This is a genomic window from Pseudomonas umsongensis, from assembly GCF_002236105.1.
GTDB classification, from domain to species: Bacteria; Pseudomonadota; Gammaproteobacteria; order Pseudomonadales; family Pseudomonadaceae; genus Aquipseudomonas; species Aquipseudomonas umsongensis.
The window spans coordinates 196,596-214,254 of sequence record NZ_NIWU01000002.1; the positions used below are offsets into that span (position 1 = coordinate 196,596).

General features: G+C 59.0%; 20 protein-coding genes. 9 read left to right on the forward strand and 11 right to left on the reverse strand.

The features are described from left to right. Nucleotides 1–31 precede the first annotated feature (31 nt). The 6 genes from PSUM_RS11095 to folM form a co-directional block, all read right to left on the reverse strand. Nucleotides 32–1,282, reverse strand: a complete 1,251-nt coding sequence (locus tag PSUM_RS11095) for a 2-aminoadipate transaminase (RefSeq protein ID WP_020796669.1) — start codon at nt 1,280–1,282, stop codon at nt 32–34. 217 nt (nt 1,283–1,499) lie between these two features. Then, the gene (locus PSUM_RS11100) at nt 1,500–1,838 is read right to left on the reverse strand and encodes a HopJ type III effector protein (protein WP_020796670.1); all 339 of its coding nucleotides are present in this window, start codon (nt 1,836–1,838) and stop codon (nt 1,500–1,502) included. Next, entirely contained in the window at nt 1,831–2,127 is a 297-nt protein-coding gene (locus tag PSUM_RS11105; protein WP_020796671.1) for a DUF1244 domain-containing protein, read from the reverse strand. The genes PSUM_RS11100 and PSUM_RS11105 overlap by 8 nt, the downstream gene beginning before the upstream one ends. 98 nt (nt 2,128–2,225) lie before the next feature. Continuing rightward, entirely contained in the window at nt 2,226–2,597 is a 372-nt protein-coding gene (gene folX, locus PSUM_RS11110; RefSeq protein ID WP_020796672.1) for a dihydroneopterin triphosphate 2'-epimerase, read from the reverse strand. A gap of 2 nt (nt 2,598–2,599) precedes the next feature. Next, nucleotides 2,600–3,175 carry a GTP cyclohydrolase I FolE gene (gene folE, locus PSUM_RS11115; protein ID WP_020796673.1) on the reverse strand — a complete coding sequence of 192 codons (576 nt, stop codon included), beginning with the start codon at nt 3,173–3,175 and terminating at the stop codon, nt 2,600–2,602. A gap of 18 nt (nt 3,176–3,193) precedes the next feature. Beyond that, nucleotides 3,194–3,904 (reverse strand): dihydromonapterin reductase, encoded by a 711-nt coding sequence (folM, locus tag PSUM_RS11120; protein ID WP_083348230.1) that lies wholly within the window; start codon nt 3,902–3,904, stop codon nt 3,194–3,196. 240 nt (nt 3,905–4,144) lie between these two features. On the opposite strand from folM, the gene PSUM_RS11125 reads away from it, so the two are divergent. Then, on the forward strand, nt 4,145–5,104 hold the full coding sequence (locus tag PSUM_RS11125; RefSeq protein WP_020796675.1) for a MerR family transcriptional regulator: 960 nt from the start codon (nt 4,145–4,147) through the stop codon (nt 5,102–5,104). Nucleotides 5,105–5,107: 3 nt separating this feature from the next. Here PSUM_RS11125 and PSUM_RS11130 read toward each other — a convergent pair whose 3' ends face one another. Next, nucleotides 5,108–5,713: a hypothetical protein gene (locus PSUM_RS11130; protein ID WP_020796676.1), complete on the reverse strand. Its 606-nt coding sequence runs from the start codon at nt 5,711–5,713 to the stop codon at nt 5,108–5,110. Between the two features lie 67 nt (nt 5,714–5,780). Continuing rightward, nucleotides 5,781–6,245, reverse strand: a complete 465-nt coding sequence (locus tag PSUM_RS11135) for a PAS domain-containing protein (RefSeq protein WP_020796677.1) — start codon at nt 6,243–6,245, stop codon at nt 5,781–5,783. Nucleotides 6,246–6,347: 102 nt separating this feature from the next. Here PSUM_RS11135 and PSUM_RS11140 point away from each other — a divergent pair, with 102 nt between their 5' ends. The 4 genes from PSUM_RS11140 to PSUM_RS11160 all read left to right on the forward strand — a co-directional run bounded on the left by PSUM_RS11140 (nt 6,348) and on the right by PSUM_RS11160 (nt 9,942). Then, nucleotides 6,348–6,803, forward strand: coding sequence for a flavodoxin (locus PSUM_RS11140; protein WP_083348231.1), 456 nt, complete (start codon nt 6,348–6,350; stop codon nt 6,801–6,803). Between the two features lie 167 nt (nt 6,804–6,970). Next, on the forward strand, nt 6,971–7,756 hold the full coding sequence (locus tag PSUM_RS11145) for a class II aldolase/adducin family protein (protein WP_020796679.1): 786 nt from the start codon (nt 6,971–6,973) through the stop codon (nt 7,754–7,756). Continuing rightward, nucleotides 7,756–8,658 (forward strand): alpha/beta fold hydrolase, encoded by a 903-nt coding sequence (locus tag PSUM_RS11150; RefSeq protein WP_083348232.1) that lies wholly within the window; start codon nt 7,756–7,758, stop codon nt 8,656–8,658. The genes PSUM_RS11145 and PSUM_RS11150 overlap by 1 nt, the downstream gene beginning before the upstream one ends. Before the next feature lie 372 nt (nt 8,659–9,030). Next, entirely contained in the window at nt 9,031–9,942 is a 912-nt protein-coding gene (locus PSUM_RS11160; protein ID WP_020796681.1) for an SDR family oxidoreductase, read from the forward strand. Between the two features lie 50 nt (nt 9,943–9,992). Here PSUM_RS11160 and PSUM_RS11165 read toward each other — a convergent pair whose 3' ends face one another. From PSUM_RS11165 to PSUM_RS31935, 3 genes are read right to left on the reverse strand one after another with little or no spacing between them, the layout of a single operon-like run. Further along, nucleotides 9,993–10,250, reverse strand: a complete 258-nt coding sequence (locus PSUM_RS11165) for a hypothetical protein (protein ID WP_083348234.1) — start codon at nt 10,248–10,250, stop codon at nt 9,993–9,995. Beyond that, complete coding sequence (locus PSUM_RS31930; protein WP_173667165.1) at nt 10,247–10,588, reverse strand: hypothetical protein; 342 nt, start codon at nt 10,586–10,588, stop codon at nt 10,247–10,249. Before PSUM_RS31930 ends, PSUM_RS11165 begins: the two co-directional genes overlap by 4 nt. Nucleotides 10,589–10,627: 39 nt before the next feature. Then, the gene (locus PSUM_RS31935) at nt 10,628–10,879 is read right to left on the reverse strand and encodes a hypothetical protein (protein WP_225441877.1); all 252 of its coding nucleotides are present in this window, start codon (nt 10,877–10,879) and stop codon (nt 10,628–10,630) included. A gap of 332 nt (nt 10,880–11,211) precedes the next feature. Between PSUM_RS31935 and PSUM_RS11175 the strand changes: the two genes are divergently transcribed. From PSUM_RS11175 to PSUM_RS11190, 4 genes are all read left to right on the forward strand, one after another. Next, the gene (locus PSUM_RS11175) at nt 11,212–11,400 is read left to right on the forward strand and encodes a hypothetical protein (RefSeq protein ID WP_083348235.1); all 189 of its coding nucleotides are present in this window, start codon (nt 11,212–11,214) and stop codon (nt 11,398–11,400) included. A 369-nt stretch (nt 11,401–11,769) separates the two neighbouring features. Then, nucleotides 11,770–13,563 (forward strand): DUF1302 domain-containing protein, encoded by a 1,794-nt coding sequence (locus PSUM_RS11180; protein WP_083348236.1) that lies wholly within the window; start codon nt 11,770–11,772, stop codon nt 13,561–13,563. 24 nt (nt 13,564–13,587) lie between these two features. Then, nucleotides 13,588–14,958, forward strand: a complete 1,371-nt coding sequence (locus PSUM_RS11185; RefSeq protein ID WP_033039341.1) for a DUF1329 domain-containing protein — start codon at nt 13,588–13,590, stop codon at nt 14,956–14,958. Between the two features lie 140 nt (nt 14,959–15,098). Beyond that, on the forward strand, nt 15,099–17,654 hold the full coding sequence (locus tag PSUM_RS11190) for a LuxR C-terminal-related transcriptional regulator (RefSeq protein ID WP_083348237.1): 2,556 nt from the start codon (nt 15,099–15,101) through the stop codon (nt 17,652–17,654). The last annotated feature ends 5 nt before the right edge of the window (nt 17,655–17,659 follow it).

Genomic DNA, 17,659 nt, shown 5'->3' on the forward strand with positions numbered 1-17,659 from the left:
CCTTCGGCAGCTCCTACAGGGGACCGTATGTTCAGGTTAACTTCTGCAGGCACGCCTCAAGGATGTCGAGGCCTTCTTCAAGCACAGCCGCTTCAATCGTCAACGGCGCCAACAGCCGAATGATGTGCCGCGATTTTCCGCTGGGCATCAGCAACAACCCGGCGTCCCGGGCCAGGGCCAGCAGTTGCGTCAACTGCGCCGAAGCGGGTGTGCCGTCGGTCTTGATCAGCTCAATGCCGCGCATCGTGCCCACGCCGGTCAGGCGACCCAGGTACCGCGACAGCTTGTTCGCGTGCCAGGTTTCAACGCGACTGACTATCGCTTCCTCCTGTTGTGAGCCCCAGGCTCGCAGATTGGCGTCCGTCATTTCATCCAGGGTCGCGAGCGCTGCGGCACAGGCGATCGGGTTGCCGGAATATGTACCGCCAAGCCCACCCTTGGGCAAGTTATCCAGCAGCGACTTACGCCCGACCACCGCACCCAGCGGCATGCCGCCGGCGATGCTTTTGCCCAACAGGATCAGGTCCGGTTCGATGCCCAGGCGCGAGAACGCAAACCGCTGGCCAGTGCGGCCAAAACCAGACTGGATTTCATCGGCAATCAGTACGATGCCTTTTTCGTCGCAAAACGTGCGCAGCGCCTGGGCGAACTCGACATCCATGGCCAGGAAACCCGCTTCGCCCTGCACGGGTTCGACGATAAAGCAGGCCACGTCCTCGACGTCGATCTCGACGCTGAACAGGCGCTCCATGGCCTTGAGCGCCTCGACACAGGTCACGCCGTTGTCCCGGCTGGGGAACGGCAAGTGATACACCGGCCCCGGCAACACGCCGACTTTCTGTTTGTAGGGGGCAACCTTGCCGTTGAGGTTGAGAGTGGCCAGCGTGCGGCCATGAAAGGCGCCATCGAAGGCAATCACGGCTGTGCGACCAGTCGCGCCACGGACGATCTTCAGTGCATTCTCCGCTGCTTCGGCGCCGCTGTTGGTGAGCATGCCGCTGACCGGGTAATCCACCGGAATGAACGCCGCCAGGCGATCCATGAGCTCAAGGTAGGGGGTATGGGGCGCGGCGTTGAAGGCGTAGTGGGTCAGCCGCGTGGCCTGTTCGCGAATGGCTTCGACGATACGGGGATGGCAGTGACCTAGATTCAGTACGCCGATGCCGCCGACAAAGTCGATGTAACGTTTGCCGTCGGTGTCCCAGACCTCGGCATTTTTGCCGTGGCTGAGCGTGACAGGGTGGACGATATTGATCGACTGGCTGATGGTTTCGCTGCGCATGGCTGACCGGCTCGGAAGAAGGAAGATTGTTTTTATCTAAGCCGGGAGCCGCGGTGCCCGGCAAACGAAATAAAGTCGCCGGGTTAATCTTTAAAGTCGGGATGTGCAAAAGATCAAAAGATCGCAGCCTTCGGCAGCTCCTACGGGCGCACCGCCATGTTGCGAATGAACTAGATCCTGTAGGAGCTGCCGCAGGCTGCGATCTTTTGCGTCTGAATCAGCGGCGGGTCAGCGGCCGTCGGGTGAATTTCACACCGGCCAGGCCATGCTCGATCAACGCGCGAATGTTGGCGTGGTCACTGCCCTCAGGCGTGGCAACCACCGAGCGGTAATGCTCGCCGAACGCCAGCAGCGCTTCTTCATCGCTCAGGCCTTCCAGCAGGGCCAGGCCCAGCGTCTTGCACGAACCTTCGTTCTGCCCGGCGGCGTTTTCCACGCCGCCATTGGTGAAGGCCTGGGGCTGGTAATCGTAGCCGGCGGCAATGAATGCCAGCGTATCGGCGAAAGCGTGTTCGCCACTCTTGAGGCTGGCGCGCAGGGTGTTCAAATCACTCATTGGGTTTTCCTTTGGCGAACGCCGCTTGTTGTTCGGCGCTGGCTTCTTGCTGATATTGGGCTTTCCACTCGGCGTACGGCATGCCGTAGACCACTTCGCGGGCTTGATCGAGGCTGACCTCGATCTGGCGTTCATCGGCCGCTGCCTTGTACCACTTGGACAGGCAGTTGCGACAGAAGCCCGAGAGGTTCATCAGGTCGATGTTCTGCACATCCTTGCGGCTGTCCAGGTGGGCCACCAGCCGGCGGAAGGCGGCGGCTTCGAGCTCAAGGCGTTCTTGATCGGTCATAGGGGGTCTCTTCGAGACAGCTTCAAGCGGCAAGCTTCAAGCTGCAAGATGGATGGCGGTGGCTTGTAGCTTACCGCTTGAAGCTTGAAGCTTGAAGCTTAGCGGCTTGCCGCGAGCGTTATCGACACCGACTCGGCGAAGCGCAAGGCGTGGGGCTTGTCGACTTCGACCTCGGCGTACAGCACCGACGCGTTGGCCATGACCAGGTCCAGCAGCTCCTGGGTCAGGCGTTCGAGCAGGGCAAAGCGATTGCCTTCCACGTGGGCGATGATCGCCTTGGTGATGGTGCGGTAGTTCAGCGCGTGATCGATATCGTTGTCGCGCACCGCTTCCTGGGCTGCATAGAGGATGGTCAGGTTGATCAACACATCCTGCTTGTTGAGGATCTCGTCTTCGTTGATGCCAATGTAGGTGCGCAGGCACAGGTCCTTGACCCGGATGCGCGCCATGCCTGGTTGAAGTTGTGGCATTGCTACTTGCTCCGTCCAATCAATTGCAGGAACTCCTGGCGGGTATTGCTCGACTCGCGGAAGGCGCCGAGCATCACCGAGGTGTTCATGGTCGAATTCTGTTTCTCGACGCCGCGCATCATCATGCACATGTGCTGTGCTTCGATGACCACGGCAACGCCTGCCGCGCCGGTTACCTGTTGCACGGCGTCGGCGATTTGCCGGGTGAGGTTTTCCTGGATCTGCAGGCGACGGGCGAACATGTCCACCAACCGCGCAATCTTCGACAGGCCCAGCACCTTGCCCGTGGGAATATAAGCCACATGCGCCTTGCCGATGAAGGGCAGCAGGTGATGTTCGCAGAGGGAATAGAGTTCGATGTTGTCGACGATCACCATTTCATCGTTGTCGGAGGCGAACAGGGCGCCGTTGATGATTTCCTCGACACTTTGCTCGTAACCGTGACACAGGTACTGCATGGCCTTGGCGGCGCGCAGCGGGGTGTCACGCAGGCCTTCGCGCTCGGGGTTTTCACCGAGACCGATGAGGATCTCGCGATAGCTCTGTGACAGGCAGTTCTGATGTAGGGAAAGCGTCATGGAAGATCCTCGGGACACTTATTTGATGTGCCTTCCGCCGTTGACGGTCAGGGTCGTGCCGGTGACATAGGGGTTATCGAGCAGATAACGCAAGCTCTGGTAGATCACTTCGCTGCCAGGTTCGATGCCCAGCGCGGATTTGGCCAGTGCCTTGGCGCGATAGGCGGCATCGTCGTTGGCATTGAACAGTAGCAGGGCGGGCGCGATCGTGTTGACCTTGATGCCGGGCGCGTATCGGGCGGCGAAGGACAGGGTCAGGCTGTCGAGCCCGGCTTTGCTGGCGCAATAGCCGATGTGCTTGCTGCTGCCCTTGCGGGTCACATCATCGCTGATGTGCACAATGTCGGCGGGGCTTGAGCGTTCGAGCAGGTCGGCGCAATGCAAGTTGATCAGGTAGGGCGCCAGCATGTGCACGTTGAACATGCGGGTGAATGCGGCGGCATCGGTGTCCGTCGTCTCGGCCAGCCATTCGGAAGCGTTATGGATGATTGCCCGCAAGCTGTCGGTGTGGGTTTTCAGTTGACTGATGAAGGTGACGATCCCGGCTTCACTGGAGAAATCCGCGAACAGCCCGATCGCGCCCAAATCGCGCAGGGTTTGTACACCGGGACGTTCGCTGCGGTAACTGAAAATCACGCGATGGCCATCCTCGAGCAATCGCTGCGCGCAATGCAGGCCGACACGCTGGCCGGCACCGGTGATCAGAATGGGGGCTGCAGAAGAGGTCATGAACGGCTCGCATCGCGGTAAGAGCAAAACTATACCAGCGACGAGCCGTGAACCTGCAGGTTTCGGGTCTTCGGTTGCGCAGGCGCAGCGCCGTGGTGGCGGCTGTATTTTGGGGCAAGCAAGTACTATTCCTGATTTCCCTGCCAGGCCGGTGACCTTGGTAACAATCTATTTCTTGAATGATTGAGGTGCAGGGGAGGTAGAATGGGCCCAGATAATTACATGGATGTAGGCCTATAAATGCCTGTCTTGACCGACGTTGCCCCGGGTGTGTCGCCAGCGCTCTCCCTGGAACGGGAAGAGCTTTTCCCGATTCGCGAAGTGGCGCGCCTGACCGGTGTGAACCCGGTCACGCTTCGCGCATGGGAGCGTCGTTATGGCCTGATCGTGCCCACTCGCACCGAAAGCGGGCATCGCCTGTATTCGATGCAGGACATTGAGCGGGTCCGAAGCATCCTCAACTGGATCGAACGCGGTGTGGCGGTCAGCAAGATCGGCAAGATCCTGGCCAAGGCAGAGCCGCTACAGGTATTGGCTCACATCATCCCCAGCGATCTGGTGCAGGCGGATTACGCACAGTGGCAGCAACAGCTTGCAGCCGCGGTCAGTGCGTTTGACGATATCCGGCTGGAGCAGGTCTACGGGCAGATTTTTTCCAGCTACTCCCAACCGGTGGTTTTCCAGGACATTATTCTTCCACTGTGGAGGCAATTGCTGCAGCGCCAGGATACGTTCGGCCGGGCCAGCGAGTGGCTGTTCCTCGATGGTTTTCTGCGCTCGCGGGTGGTACAGCGCCTGCTGTTGATCCGTGACCGTCACCCCCGGCGAGTCATCGTCAGCGCCTTGGCGGGCCAGTGTCGCGAGCTTGAGTTGCTGATCGCCGCCCTGTTCCTCGGCAACGATCAAATGGGGGTGCGGGTGCTGACCACCGGCCAACCGTTCGACGAACTGACGCTGGTCTGCGAGCGGATCAAGCCAAGGGCGCTGGTGCTGGTTTCCAATCACGTCCCCACCCCCGACTTGCCCCGGCGCCTGAATCGCCTGGCGATGAGCCTGGATTGCCCCTTGCTCCTGGCTGGGGATGCCAGTGACCTGGCGCAGGAAAGCCTCGCCGGGTCATCGATCGGTTGCCTGGGCAACGAAGGTACGGTGATGCGCCAGCGCCTGAGCCAGTTTCTGGCCGGCAGCCTGGATACCTGAAGGTCAGAGGTGCAGGGTTGGATGCGCCAAGCGATGCTGTTGCAGAATGAATTGACGCAGGCGCTCGGTTTCGTCCAGGTCGTTCTGGCTCAACTGGTAGGCGTAGAAACCCTGTTTGGTTTCTTTTTCGAGTGTCCCGCGCAAGGCGATGCGCTCATAGCCTGAGGGGCTGAACCACAGGGCGAAGTGCTTGGGTGCCTTGGTCTTGTTGCGAATCTCCAGCAAAACCCCTTTGAACGATACTTCGTGCACCCACAGGGTGCCGGGTTGACCCTTGGCGTTTTCCAGCGCAACCGGCTCGTCGAGCACCAGTCGCCACGGCCGGACCGATGGCCCGCCTTCATAAATACTCGGCACGCCCAGGCGCAGGTGCATGGCATGAAACTCGTCTTCCACCAAGTGCAGGGGGAAGGTCATTTGCTGGTTTTCGAAGTTGGCTTGAAGGGTAACCTGTTCATGCGCGGCCAGGCGCGTGAGCAGGTCACGGATCTGCGATCCACCATTAACGAGCAGACTCGACGTCGCATCCCGCACGTTCAGTTGCGGGTTGTGTTGCATGGTCTGGATAAAATCCAGCTCATCCTGGGTCAGGAGCGCGTCGCGTTGCATGGTTAGGCTCGAAAAATTTAGTTACAGAGGCTCTGGTGATTGTAGTTAATGACAATTAATTCACTGTTTAGTTTTTGCCGTTCGTCGCTTTGAGCGCAGCAAGCTCCGCCTGGACCTCTGCCAGTTGCGCTTCAAGCTGCGTCACTCGCTGCTGCGCCTTGACCTGCAGGGTCACGTCCTTCTGCACTCCGATAAAATAAACCTGCCCGTCATTCGGATTTTTCACCGTCGAAAGCGACAGCTCGTTCCAGAATGGGGTGCCATCCTTGCGATAATTGCGCAGGATTTCCCGGCAGGAGCCTTCACTGTTCAATGCGTCACGAATTTTCGCCAGGGCATCCTGATCACGGTCGCCTGATTGCAGAAAGCGGCAATCCTGGTAGAGGATTTCCTCGCTGGTGTAACCGGTCAGGCGTTCGAAGGCCGGGTTGACGTAAATCAGGATCTTGTCTTGATCGCCTTCTTTCTCAGCAATCACGATACCGTCGTTGGAGGCATTGATCGCCAACTGCAGCAGTTTCGCGTTGATCATCGGTGACACCCTTCCTTGTTGGTTGTCTGTGGGATTCTAAAAGAACAATGCAGACCGTGCTGTTAATATCCCGGTCTTTTATTCAGCGTCAGGATCAGATTGATGAAAGTCGCCATCATTTCCGGCTCGGTATACGGCACGGCTGAAGAAGTTGCCCGCCACGCCGCCAGTATTTTGATAAACGCCGGTTTCGAAACCTTCCACAACCCGCGGGCAAGCCTCGCGGATATTCAGGCCTTCGCTCCCGAAGCCTTGCTGGCGGTAACGTCGACCACCGGCATGGGCGAGCTACCGGACAACCTGCAACCCCTGTACTCGACGATTCGAGACCAGTTGCCCGCCGCCTGGCGAGGCTTGCCAGGGGCCGTCATCGGCCTGGGCGACGCAAGCTATGGCGATACCTTTTGCGGCGGTGGCGAGCTAATGCGGGAGTTGTTCGGTGAGCTGGGCATTCGCGAAATCCTGCCGATGCTGCGCCTGGACGCCAGTGAAAGCGTGACCCCTGAAGCGGTTGCCGAGCCTTGGCTGGCGGAACTGATCGACGCGCTGCGGGGCTGATCGGTAACGCGGGTGCACCGGCAGCCAGGCCATGGATCCAAACTCTTCGAGCCGCTGACTCGCTCGGCCATCAAGCTGGCTGCCAATGCAACTACGCGAAGCTCGGAGGGTGACTAGACTCGGTAGTTATTGGAAACACTCCATAATAAGAACCGAGGTTCCTTGCCGTGAGCGTAGCCCCCGTCCAGTCGTCCTCCTCCTGTGTCAAAGACCAGGTCAGCGCTGCCGAGTGGCAGGCCCGCGTCGACCTCGCTGCCTGCTATCGCCTGGTCGCCCAGCATGGCTGGGATGATCTGATTTTCACGCACATCTCCGCCAAGGTGCCGGGCACCGAAGATTTCCTGATCAACCCATACGGTCTGATGTTTCACGAAATTACTGCGTCGAGCCTGGTCAAGGTCGATCAGTCCGGCAACAAGTTGATGGACAGCCCCTACGAGATCAATCCGGCGGGGTACACCATCCATAGCGCGGTGCATGAGGTTCGTCACGATGTCGTGTGCGTGCTGCATACCCATACCGCTTCGGGCGTGGCGGTGTCGGCGCAGCGACAAGGCATTTTGCCGATCAGCCAACAGTCGCTGTTTGTCCTTTCCAGCCTGGCGTATCACGCCTACGAAGGTGTTGCGCTCAACCACGAGGAAAAAGCGCGGCTGCAAGCCGACCTCGGAGAAAATAACTTCCTGATGTTGCACAACCACGGTCTGCTGACCTGTGGCCCCAGCATCGCCGACACCTTCCTGATGATGTTTATCTTTCAACGTGCCTGCGACATCCAGGTCATGGCGCAGAACGGAGGGGCTGAACTGATTGCCATCGAACCGCAGATTCTGGCGGGTGCCAAGGCGATGATCGCCGGTGTCACCAAAAGTGCTCAAGGAATGGGCGGAGCGCTGGCTTGGCCGGCGTTGCTGCGCAAGCTCGATAAACTGGACCCGGGGTACAAACTCTAATGCAACTCGCCGAGATTCCCCTGAGTGTCTGGCGCAAGCGCGGCCAGACTTTCATGTTCCATGGCCAAGCTATCCGTTACTGGACGGCGGGGCAGGGTGAGCCGTTGTTGCTCATCCATGGTTTTCCCAGCGCCAGTTGGGACTGGCATTACCTTTGGCAACCACTGGCCCAGCGCTATCGGGTAATTGCCTGTGACATGCTCGGATTCGGCGACTCGGCCAAACCGGTGGATCACGAGTACAGTTTGCTGGAACAGGCCGATTTGCAGCAGGCGCTGCTGGCTCATCTCAACGTCGAGCAACCGCTGCACCTGCTTGCCCATGACTACGGCGACAGCGTGGCCCAGGAGCTGTTGGCCCGGCATTATGAAGCGCGCATCGACCTCGCCAGTTGCGTATTCCTCAATGGCGGGTTGTTCCCCGAAACCCATCGCCCGGTGCTGGTGCAAAAGCTCCTGCTCAGCCCGTTGGGATGGATGATCGGCCGTGCATTCAGTCGCGATGGCCTGGTGAAGAGTTTCCGTCAGATCTTCGGCCCGCAAACTCGTCCCAGCGAGAGCCAGATGGACGATTTCTGGAGCCTCGTCGAAAGCAATCACGGGCCACGGGTCATGCATAAATTGATTGCCTACATCCCCGAGCGGCGAACCCAGCGCGAGCGTTGGGTCGCCGCGATGCAGCGCGGCGAGGTGCCGCTGCGGGTGATCGATGGCGAGGTCGACCCGATCTCCGGTGCCCACATGATCGCGCGCTACCGTGAGCTGATACCCAACCCGGACACGGTCCTGCTCAGCGACATCGGTCATTACCCGCAGATCGAGGCGCCCTGCCAGGTGCTCAAGCACTACCTGGCGTTTCGCGACTGCACGGCCTCACCACCGCTCAAGGTGGCTTGTTCGTAGCAACCGGCTTGCCGGCGAAGGCGCCCTTGAGCACGGCGCCGCCTTTCCGGGCGCTCTCACCCCCGTAGGAGCGAGCATGCTCGCGAAAAACCTGAGAGCACCTGGGGGTGTCAGGCTCCCCGCGTCATTGTTGGCTACCATCGCGAGCATGCTCGCTCCTACAGGTTCCCACCCGCCGCGAAGCCATAGGTGGCCGTTACCGCAGCAATGGATATCTACGCGGTCGACAAACAACAGGTCGGCCGCCAGGCCGCCTCGTGTTCATCATCCCCCTACCTTATCGCACACCATTCAGCCTCCCCCCTGTTCATTGTGACCCGTAGCGCCGTGCCTGAAACTCCAAGGCAATGTCCTGGCCTGCTGGAGTTCCCCATGAATGAGTCTGTGCGTTTCGAAGATAAAGTCGTGATCATCACCGGTGCGGGTGGCGGCCTGGGACGGGCGCACGCACTGCTGTTCGCCAAGCAGGGCGCCAAGGTACTGGTCAACGACCTCGGCGGTTCGACCCAGGGCGAAGGCGCCAACGCCTCGGCGGCAGACCGCGTGGTCAACGAAATCCGCGACGCGGGCGGCACCGCCGAGGCCAACCACGACTCGGTCACCGACGGCGACAAAATCGTCCAACACGCCCTCGACGCCTTTGGCCGCGTCGATGTAGTGGTCAACAATGCCGGCATCCTGCGGGACAAGACCTTCCACAAAATGGAAGACGCCGACTGGGACCTGGTTTACCGCGTCCATGTCGAAGGCGCCTACAAAGTCACCCGCGCCGCCTGGCCGCACCTGCGCCAGCAAAACTACGGGCGAGTGATCTTCACAGCGTCCACCTCGGGCATCTACGGCAACTTCGGCCAGTCCAACTACGGCATGGCCAAACTCGGCCTCTACGGCCTGACCCGTACCCTGGCCATCGAAGGTCGCAAGAACAACATCCTGGTCAACGCTATCGCCCCCACCGGGGGCACCCGCATGACCGAAGGCCTGATCCCGCCGCAAGTGTTCGAACAACTCAAACCGGAACTCGTCAGCCCGCTGGTGGTGTACCTGGCCAGCGAAAACTGCCAGGAAACCTCCGGGCTGTTCGAAGTGGGCGGCGGCTGGATGGGCAAGGTGCGCTGGGAACGCAGCCTCGGCGCCGGTTTCGATCCGCGGGTGGGGTTCTCCCCGGAAGACGTGGCGGCGCATTGGCAGCAGATTTGTGATTTCGAGGGGGCGGCGCATCCGAAGGACAACATTGAGGCGCTGAAGGAGATGATGGGGAATTTGCAGAAGTATTCGTTGTAAGGGCCGTGAAGCCCCAAACCCTCTGGGTGAGGCTTGGGGCATTTTTGCTATCAGCCGTATTTGTTTTCTGTCACGAATTTAGGAGCTTTCCAGTTAGGGCCTTTTTTCGCCAATCCCATTTCTCCTTTTTCTAATACACCCTTTTCGAACAGTCGCGTGTAGGTCAGTTGAAGTTTCCCGTGTCTGATTGTTTCGGGCTTGTAGCGACTGATCATCATGTCTAAGTAAGGTGGAGCCTTGATCAAGGCGAAAACGGTAACGATATCGTCCAGGGACTCACCTTTAACTAACTGCTCAATATTGCTCATTTCAAGATTTCCTTCAAAAAACGTTGATAGTCACGCTCATCCTGTTCCGCAGCAGCTGCTAGTGCTTCTGGCGTGTAGAGTAGAGAAGGATCATCTTTCAGCTTGAAGTCTTCCAAGGTTGCAGTGTGAACATTGTTCCATGCCGGGGAATCGGGATCCGGCATTTCGGTGTCTCCATATCCCAAAGCCTTAAATCTTTCAAATTCCCTGATCTCGTGAGTATAGAAGCGTTTATCGGTATCGGTCATCTCTAGCTCCCCACGGAGAATTCGATCCAGACGGTCAATCATCACTTTATTGGCATCGGATTGAATAAATTTTGATGTATGCCGTTTCACGATATTGGATCCTTCTTGTGAAACGATTGCATCGTTCCATTAGGCAGCTTTAACGGCGTTTTCCGTAGCTTTAATATTGTCCCGGGTTTCGCGCCTTAGTCCTTCTGTGTTTGTAATGCCAGAGCCCATTCCTCCAGCTCGTGTTGGTGGAATTCGAAAACCACCACCTTGAGGGTTTTTCCCTGGTTTTGGTTGTGCTCCTACATGAGTTGTTTCTAAATAAACTGTGCGATCTTCTCCTCGGATATCAATTGGCGGCAGGGGCAACGGTGGTCCTTGTTTCTCTGACATTGGTTATTCTTCCTTGTGCGTGATTAATCGATGCTGCCGAATAATGCTACGCCAGGAATGTTTGGGACGGGTCTGAGGTGGTTGTGAGCTATTACATATAAAATTGAAAGGGGTTTCGCGGTATTAGATGCGCAAGCAGGAAACTCCCGCGCATTAAAAGAAATTTCTTATGCAGTTATAGGAAGTATTTTGTAGGACGTGTTTTCAACTATAAGGTTGGACGGTACCGCAAAAACCGCCACCCATAAAAAGGTTCTTTACTCAAGCTTGGGAAACATAAAAAACAAGAACGCCGATCCGTTGAGATCGTTTATATCCCGGTAGGAGCGAGCATGCTCGCGATGGTCGTCAACGATGACGCTGGAAGTCTGACACCCAGCGGCGTCTTTGAATTCATCGCGAGCATGCTCGCTCCTACAGGGGAAAAAAGCCCGAAAATAAAAAAGGCCGCTGCAAACGCAGCGGCCAAAGAAGACGTTGGATCCAGGAGCTACAAATCAACGTCGATGTACACGGGGTGATGACTCGATACGTTCAAATCATCTGAAGTCTGTCGCGAACGGCGGGAGGGGAACACCTTCCGTTGCTTCGCGCTTTGCGGCTGTTGTCCCCAAAGCGCAGGGCAAGGATAAGTCTTTGCCGGCAAGGGAAAAATAGCGATCAGGGAGATGCACCGTTACCGCTGGCGCAACAGTCCTGCCTGGCAGCAGCCTAGACCATATTTCCAATTGATGCCGCCACATCCAGTGCATCTATGCCCCCGCCTGATCCCCCGTGCCATGCAACCAGTCATCCTTTCGAGCGACACCACGAATACCTCCTTGGTGCGCTTATCGCTCCCGGCGTGCGGCAGTAGGGTGTGGCCTTCTGTCACTCACCGGGGAAGACGCATGACAAAAACAACAATGCGCGCCATCTTCACTCCGCAGGCGCTGGCCGCTGCGGTGGCCTTGGGGTGCTGTGCCCAGGCGCAGGCTCTGTCATTCAACATTGGCGAAATCGAGGGCACGTTCGACTCTTCGCTGTCGGTCGGTGCGAGCTGGGGCATGCGCGATGCCGATGATGCCCTGGTCGGTATCGTCAACGGTGGCAGCGGGCAGGCGTCGACCGGTGACGACGGGCGACAGAATTTCAAGAAGGGTGAAACCTTCTCGAAGATCTTCAAGGGCATTCACGACCTCGAACTTAAATACGGCGACACCGGCGTGTTCGTCCGGGGTAAGTACTGGTACGACTTCGAATTGAAGGACGAAGACCGGCCGTTCAAGCCGATCAGCGATCACAATCGTAAGGAAGGTTCCAAATCGTCCGGTGGGCAAATCCTCGATGCCTTCGTCTATCACAACTACTCCATCGCCGACTTGCCAGGAACGGTGCGCGCCGGTAAGCAGGTGGTCAGTTGGGGCGAAAGCACCTTCATCGGCAACTCGATCAACAGCATCAACCCGGTCGACGTGTCCGCTTTTCGCCGTCCCGGTGCCGAGATCAAGGAGGGCCTGATTCCGGTCAACATGCTGTTCGCCTCCCAAGGCCTGACCGACAAGTTGACGGTGGAAGGCTTCTATCAACTGGAGTGGGACCAGACCGTCGTCGATAACTGCGGCACCTTCTTCGGCGTCGACGTGGTGGCCGATGGTTGCAACAAGGGCTACACCGTGGCCAGCCCGGCGATTGCGCCATTGCAGCCGATTGCCGCCGCCTTTGGCCAGGGCTTCGAGGTTACCCGCGAAGGGGTGGTCGTTCCTCGCGGCCAGGACCGCGATGCCCGGGATTCCGGGCAGTGGGGCACGGCGTTGCGCTGGCTGGGGGACGACACCGAGTACGGTCTGTACTTCATGAACTATCACAGTCGCACGCCCAACGTCGGTACCACCACGGCTGGCCTGTCCACCCTGGCGAGCATTCCGGCAATTGTCGCGACCGCCAACCGTATCGCTCCCGGTAGCGGTTCGGGCCTGGCGCAAAGCGTGATGCTCGGTCGCGGCCAGTATTACCTTGAGTACCCAGAAGACATTCGCCTGTATGGCGCGAGTTTTTCCACCACCTTGCCCACTGGTACGGCGTGGACCGGCGAGATCAGCTATCGCCCCAACGCGCCGGTGCAGGTCAACACCAATGACCTGACACTGGCGATGCTCAACCCTATCGCCGGTGGCGCGGCGTCACCGATTGCGACCTCGCCTGGGGCCGATAACAAAGGCTATCGACGCAAGGAAGTGACCCAGGTCCAGAGCACTCTGACGCACTTCGTCGATCAGGTCGCAGGCGCGGATCGCCTGACCCTGGTTGGTGAAGCCGCGGTGGTTCACGTCGGTGGCCTGGAGTCGCGCAGCAAGTTGCGCTACGGCCGCGACTCGGTGTACGGGCAATACGGTTTTGGCGGCGACACCGATGGTTTCGTGACCTCGACCTCCTGGGGTTATCGTGCCCGCGCCATCCTCGATTACAACAACGTCATCGCCGGGATCAATTTTCGGCCCAACCTGTCGTGGTCCCACGACGTCGCCGGCTACGGCCCCAACGGGCTGTTCAACGAAGGTGCCAAGGCCGTCAGCCTCGGCGTCGATGCGGACTACCGCAACACCTATACCGCAAGCCTCAGTTACACCGACTTTTTCGGGGGTGACTACAACGTGCTCGAAGACCGCGATTTCGTGGCGTTGAGCTTTGGCGTGAACTTCTGACCTGGCTGAAAGAGGATGAATTCGATGCGCAAGATGATTCTGCAATTGGGCTCCGCCCTGGCCTTGAGTTTGCTGGCCGTCAACGTGATGGCGGCGGTATCGGTGGAGGAAGCGAACAAGCTTGGTACCAGCCTCACACCGCTGGGCGCCGAGAAGGCCGGCAATGCCGCTGGATCGATTCCAGCGTGGACCGGCGGCATTGCTAAAAATGCGGGCGCAGTGGACAGCAAGGGCTTTTTGGCCGATCCGTTCGCCAACGAAAAGCCCTTGTTCATCATCACCGCAGCCACGGTTGACCAGTACAAGGACAAGCTGTCCGATGGCCAGGTCGCGATGTTCAAGCGCTACCCGGAGACCTACCGGATCCCGGTCTATCCGAGCCATCGCACGGCAGCGCTGCCACCGGAAGTGTATGAAGCGGCCAAACGCAGCGCACTGAATGTGACACCCACCAACGACGGCAACGGCCTGGCCAACTTCACCGGCAATCGCTACTACGCCTTTCCGATTCCGAAGAACGGGGTCGAGGTGATCTGGAACCACATCACCCGTTATCACGGCGGGAATCTGCGTCGGACCATTACCCAGGCAACGCCACAGTCCAACGGCGATTTCACGGTCATCCGCTTCAAGGACGAAGTGGCGGTGCCGTCGCTGCTTGGTGACCTCAAGCCAGGCAGCGATGAAAACGTCCTCAACTATTTCAAGCAGGAGGTCACCGCGCCGGCCCGTCTGGCGGGCAACGTGCTGCTGGTTCACGAAACCCTCGACCAGGTCCAGGAACCCCGTAAGGCCTGGATCTACAACGCAGGTCAGCGTCGGGTTCGACGGGCACCACAAGTGGCCTATGACGGCGTCGGCACCTCCTCCGACGGTTTGCGCACCACCGACAACTTCGACATGTTTTCCGGCGCGCCGGATCGTTATGACTGGAAGCTGATCGGCAAGAAAGAGATGTACATACCCTACAACAGCTACAAACTTGACTCGCCCGACCTCAAGTACACGGATGTGATCAAGGCCGGGCACATCAATCAGGACCTCACCCGTTATGAACTGCATCGGGTCTGGGAGGTCGTCGCCACGGTCAAGCCCAATGAGCGGCACGTGTACGCCAAGCGTCACATGTACATCGACGAAGACACCTGGCAGGTTGCCCTGGCTGACCACTACGACGGTCGTGGCCAGCTCTGGCGAGTGGCAGAAGGGCACGCGCAGTTCTACTACGATCATCAGGTCCCGGCCTACACGGTCGAAGCGCTGTACGACCTGATCGCCGGTCGCTACATAGCCTTGGGGATGAAGAATGAGGAGAAACGCAGTTTCGAATTCAACATTGCTGCAAAAGCTGGGGACTACACGCCAGCGGCGCTACGGAGCACAGGTGTGAGGTAGATTTCCTACAGCTGTTACACAAAAAGGTGACCTTTTGGTCACCTTTTTTATAGGGCTTGATCAGTGTGTTGAATACTTCTTCAACAAGCGCTCAACAGAGGACTAGGGTGGCGCCACAAAAATAAAAAAGGCGCACCACTATGACTGCCATGACGACGTGTCTGGACCGTCCTGGACTCCTGCCCCGATTGTCTCCCCATCACTTGTATCGCGCGCGCCTGGTTGAACCGTTGCTGGCCTCGACGGCGCGGGTGAAATTGCTCTGTGCACCGCCCGGCAGTGGCAAGAGTGCACTGCTCGCAGAATGCATGTTGAGCGCGCCGGCAACCTGTGAGGTGCGCTGGCTGCCCTTGGCGGGTGAGGCGATCAGTGTGGGTGGCTTTTGCCAGCGCCTGGCGCGAACGCTGGGACTGAAAACCTCGGATGAGTCCGAATTGTTGGAATATCTGGCTCGATTACCGACAGCCACCTGGTTGTTTATCGATGACTATTGCCGTGTCCCTGACCCGGAGCTGGACCTGTTGCTCGACCGGTTGTTGGCCAGCAGCAGCCCGATGGTCACCTGGTGGCTGAGTGGGCGCCGGCGTCCGCAGTGCAACTGGCCACGGTTACTGCTCGATGATGAATTGTACGATGGCGATCGCGCTGCGCTGGCGTTCAATCAAGGGGAAATCGAAAAGCTGTTGCATCACCTGGAACCGGCCCAGGCCGCGAAAGGTGCCGAGAGGATTTTGCGTCACAGCGGTGGCTGGTGCGCCGGGGTGCGGATCGCGCTGCTGCAAAAATGCGACTGGACGCGTCACGACACCCTCTGCGGTCGACCGGACACCCTGCACGACTACCTCGAGCATGAGCTCTTCGCCAACCTGACACCGGAACTTGCCGAGGCTTGGCGGGTGCTGGCACTGTTGCCGCGATTCAACGCCCGGCTCAGCGATCACCTGTTCGGAGCGGGCGAGGGCGCGCAATACTTGAGTGTGTTGCAGGCGCTGGGCTGTTTCATCGAACCCTGGCAAGACTCGACAGACTGGTTGCAGGTTTTCGCCCCCCTGGCCCTGTTGATGCGCGATGAGCCATGGCCAGCCGCGCGCTTCTGGCATCGTCGTGCCTGTCAGTGGTTCGTCGCTGAACAGGACTGGAAGGCCGCGTTCGAACAGGCTTTGCTGGCGCAAGAATTCGAGGTTGCGGTCAGCCTGTTGCAGCATTTCAGTTTCGAGCAGTTGTTCGAAGAACAGACCGTGGTACTGCTGCTGCGTTTGCACGAGCAACGCGGTGATGAACTGCTGTTCGGCTCGCCGCAACTGGTCGGCCTGATCACCGCGGCCCTGTTGTTTGCCGGGCGTTTCGAGCAGGCGGCCGAATGCATCGAACAGTTGTCACGCTTCACGCCCCAGCCGTCGGCAACCCTGCAAAGGCAATTGATCGCCCGTTGGCAGGCTCAACAGGGTTGGCTCCTGCATTTGCTGGGGCGCATGGAAGCGTCACGGGCACACTTTCTCGAGGCGCTGGGCGAGCTCGACCTGGAGTGCTGGCCTGCTCGGCTGATGTGCCTGTCCGGCTTGACGCAACAGGCCTTGCTGCGGGGCGAACTCGACGTCGCACAGGCGCTCAACCGCGAGGCGTTGTGCCTGGCCCGGGCGCAAGGTTCACTGGTATTCGAAGGGTTGCTGGAACTCGATCACGCTCAATTGCTCGAGCAGCGGGGCGCGTCCTGCAGGGCTGATGACCTGCTCGCCAACATGCACGGCCTGCTTTGCCAGCAGCATGCGAACGCCGAACCCTTGTTGGGACGGATCGCCCTGCGTCGTGGCCGATTGAACTTGAGTCTGGGCCGGGCGCAACAAGCTGCCACTTACTTCGAGAGCGGCCTGCAGATCTGTCTGCGCAGCCAGGACAAACGAGCGCTTTATGGTTTTCTGGGGCTGGCGCAACTGGCGGCCAATCGCCTGGATTACGCTCAGGCTTTCGACCTGCTGCGTGACGCCGAGCGGATGATGCAGCAACGGCGGATTCCCGAAACGGTGTATCGCAGTGTCTTGCTGCACACCAGTATCCAATTCTGGCTGCAACAAGGGCGATCGGAACTGGCTCATGAGGCCCTGATACGGGTGCTGCGTCACTATCGCGGGCCTTGTGCACGCCAGGCTCCACCGGCAACGCTGGAGCTGGTTGACAGCCTGGAGTATCTGCTGATCCTGACCGAGGTTTACCTGGGGCGGGCACAAGCGCCTCTGGAGCGGCTTGAAGCCCAACTGCAACGGGCCAGTCAGCGGGGAATGGTGGCACTGCAAGCGCAATTGCACCTTGCCGTGGCTGAAGTCGCCTGGCTCAAGGGCGATCCGGACGCTGCCCGGCAATCGCTGGCGCAAGGATTGGCATTGGTTGAACGGTGCAACCTGCAACAGGCCTTGTGCGATTTGCAGTTGCGCCAGCCGCTACTGCCGCAAGCCATTGGGTTGACCGGGTTAGGCGATGATCACCAGGCGCCGGGTGCACCGCAAAACCGTTTGAGCCAACGGGAAATACAGGTGCTGCGGTTAGTGGCGCAGGGCAACTCCAATCAACAGATTGCTGATCTGTTGTTCATTTCCTTGCACACGGTCAAGACCCATGCGCGACGTATCAATGGGAAGTTGGGTGTGGAGCGCAGGACGCAAGCCGTGGCCAAGGCGAAAGTATTGGGTATTGTTACTTGATGTAC

Coding starts and splice junctions, on each gene's coding strand:
- PSUM_RS11095 (WP_020796669.1), bottom strand. CDS start 1,282: ATGCGCAGCGAAACCATCAGCCAGTCGATCAATATCGTCCACCCTGTC.
- PSUM_RS11100 (WP_020796670.1), bottom strand. CDS start 1,838: ATGAGTGATTTGAACACCCTGCGCGCCAGCCTCAAGAGTGGCGAACAC.
- PSUM_RS11105 (WP_020796671.1), bottom strand. CDS start 2,127: ATGACCGATCAAGAACGCCTTGAGCTCGAAGCCGCCGCCTTCCGCCGG.
- folX (WP_020796672.1), bottom strand. CDS start 2,597: ATGCCACAACTTCAACCAGGCATGGCGCGCATCCGGGTCAAGGACCTG.
- folE (WP_020796673.1), bottom strand. CDS start 3,175: ATGACGCTTTCCCTACATCAGAACTGCCTGTCACAGAGCTATCGCGAG.
- folM (WP_083348230.1), bottom strand. CDS start 3,904: ATGACCTCTTCTGCAGCCCCCATTCTGATCACCGGTGCCGGCCAGCGT.
- PSUM_RS11125 (WP_020796675.1), top strand. CDS start 4,145: ATGCCTGTCTTGACCGACGTTGCCCCGGGTGTGTCGCCAGCGCTCTCC.
- PSUM_RS11130 (WP_020796676.1), bottom strand. CDS start 5,713: ATGCAACGCGACGCGCTCCTGACCCAGGATGAGCTGGATTTTATCCAG.
- PSUM_RS11135 (WP_020796677.1), bottom strand. CDS start 6,245: ATGATCAACGCGAAACTGCTGCAGTTGGCGATCAATGCCTCCAACGAC.
- PSUM_RS11140 (WP_083348231.1), top strand. CDS start 6,348: ATGAAAGTCGCCATCATTTCCGGCTCGGTATACGGCACGGCTGAAGAA.
- PSUM_RS11150 (WP_083348232.1), top strand. CDS start 7,756: ATGCAACTCGCCGAGATTCCCCTGAGTGTCTGGCGCAAGCGCGGCCAG.
- PSUM_RS11160 (WP_020796681.1), top strand. CDS start 9,031: ATGAATGAGTCTGTGCGTTTCGAAGATAAAGTCGTGATCATCACCGGT.
- PSUM_RS11165 (WP_083348234.1), bottom strand. CDS start 10,250: ATGAGCAATATTGAGCAGTTAGTTAAAGGTGAGTCCCTGGACGATATC.
- PSUM_RS31935 (WP_225441877.1), bottom strand. CDS start 10,879: ATGTCAGAGAAACAAGGACCACCGTTGCCCCTGCCGCCAATTGATATC.
- PSUM_RS11175 (WP_083348235.1), top strand. CDS start 11,212: ATGCTCGCGATGGTCGTCAACGATGACGCTGGAAGTCTGACACCCAGC.
- PSUM_RS11180 (WP_083348236.1), top strand. CDS start 11,770: ATGACAAAAACAACAATGCGCGCCATCTTCACTCCGCAGGCGCTGGCC.
- PSUM_RS11185 (WP_033039341.1), top strand. CDS start 13,588: ATGCGCAAGATGATTCTGCAATTGGGCTCCGCCCTGGCCTTGAGTTTG.
- PSUM_RS11190 (WP_083348237.1), top strand. CDS start 15,099: ATGACTGCCATGACGACGTGTCTGGACCGTCCTGGACTCCTGCCCCGA.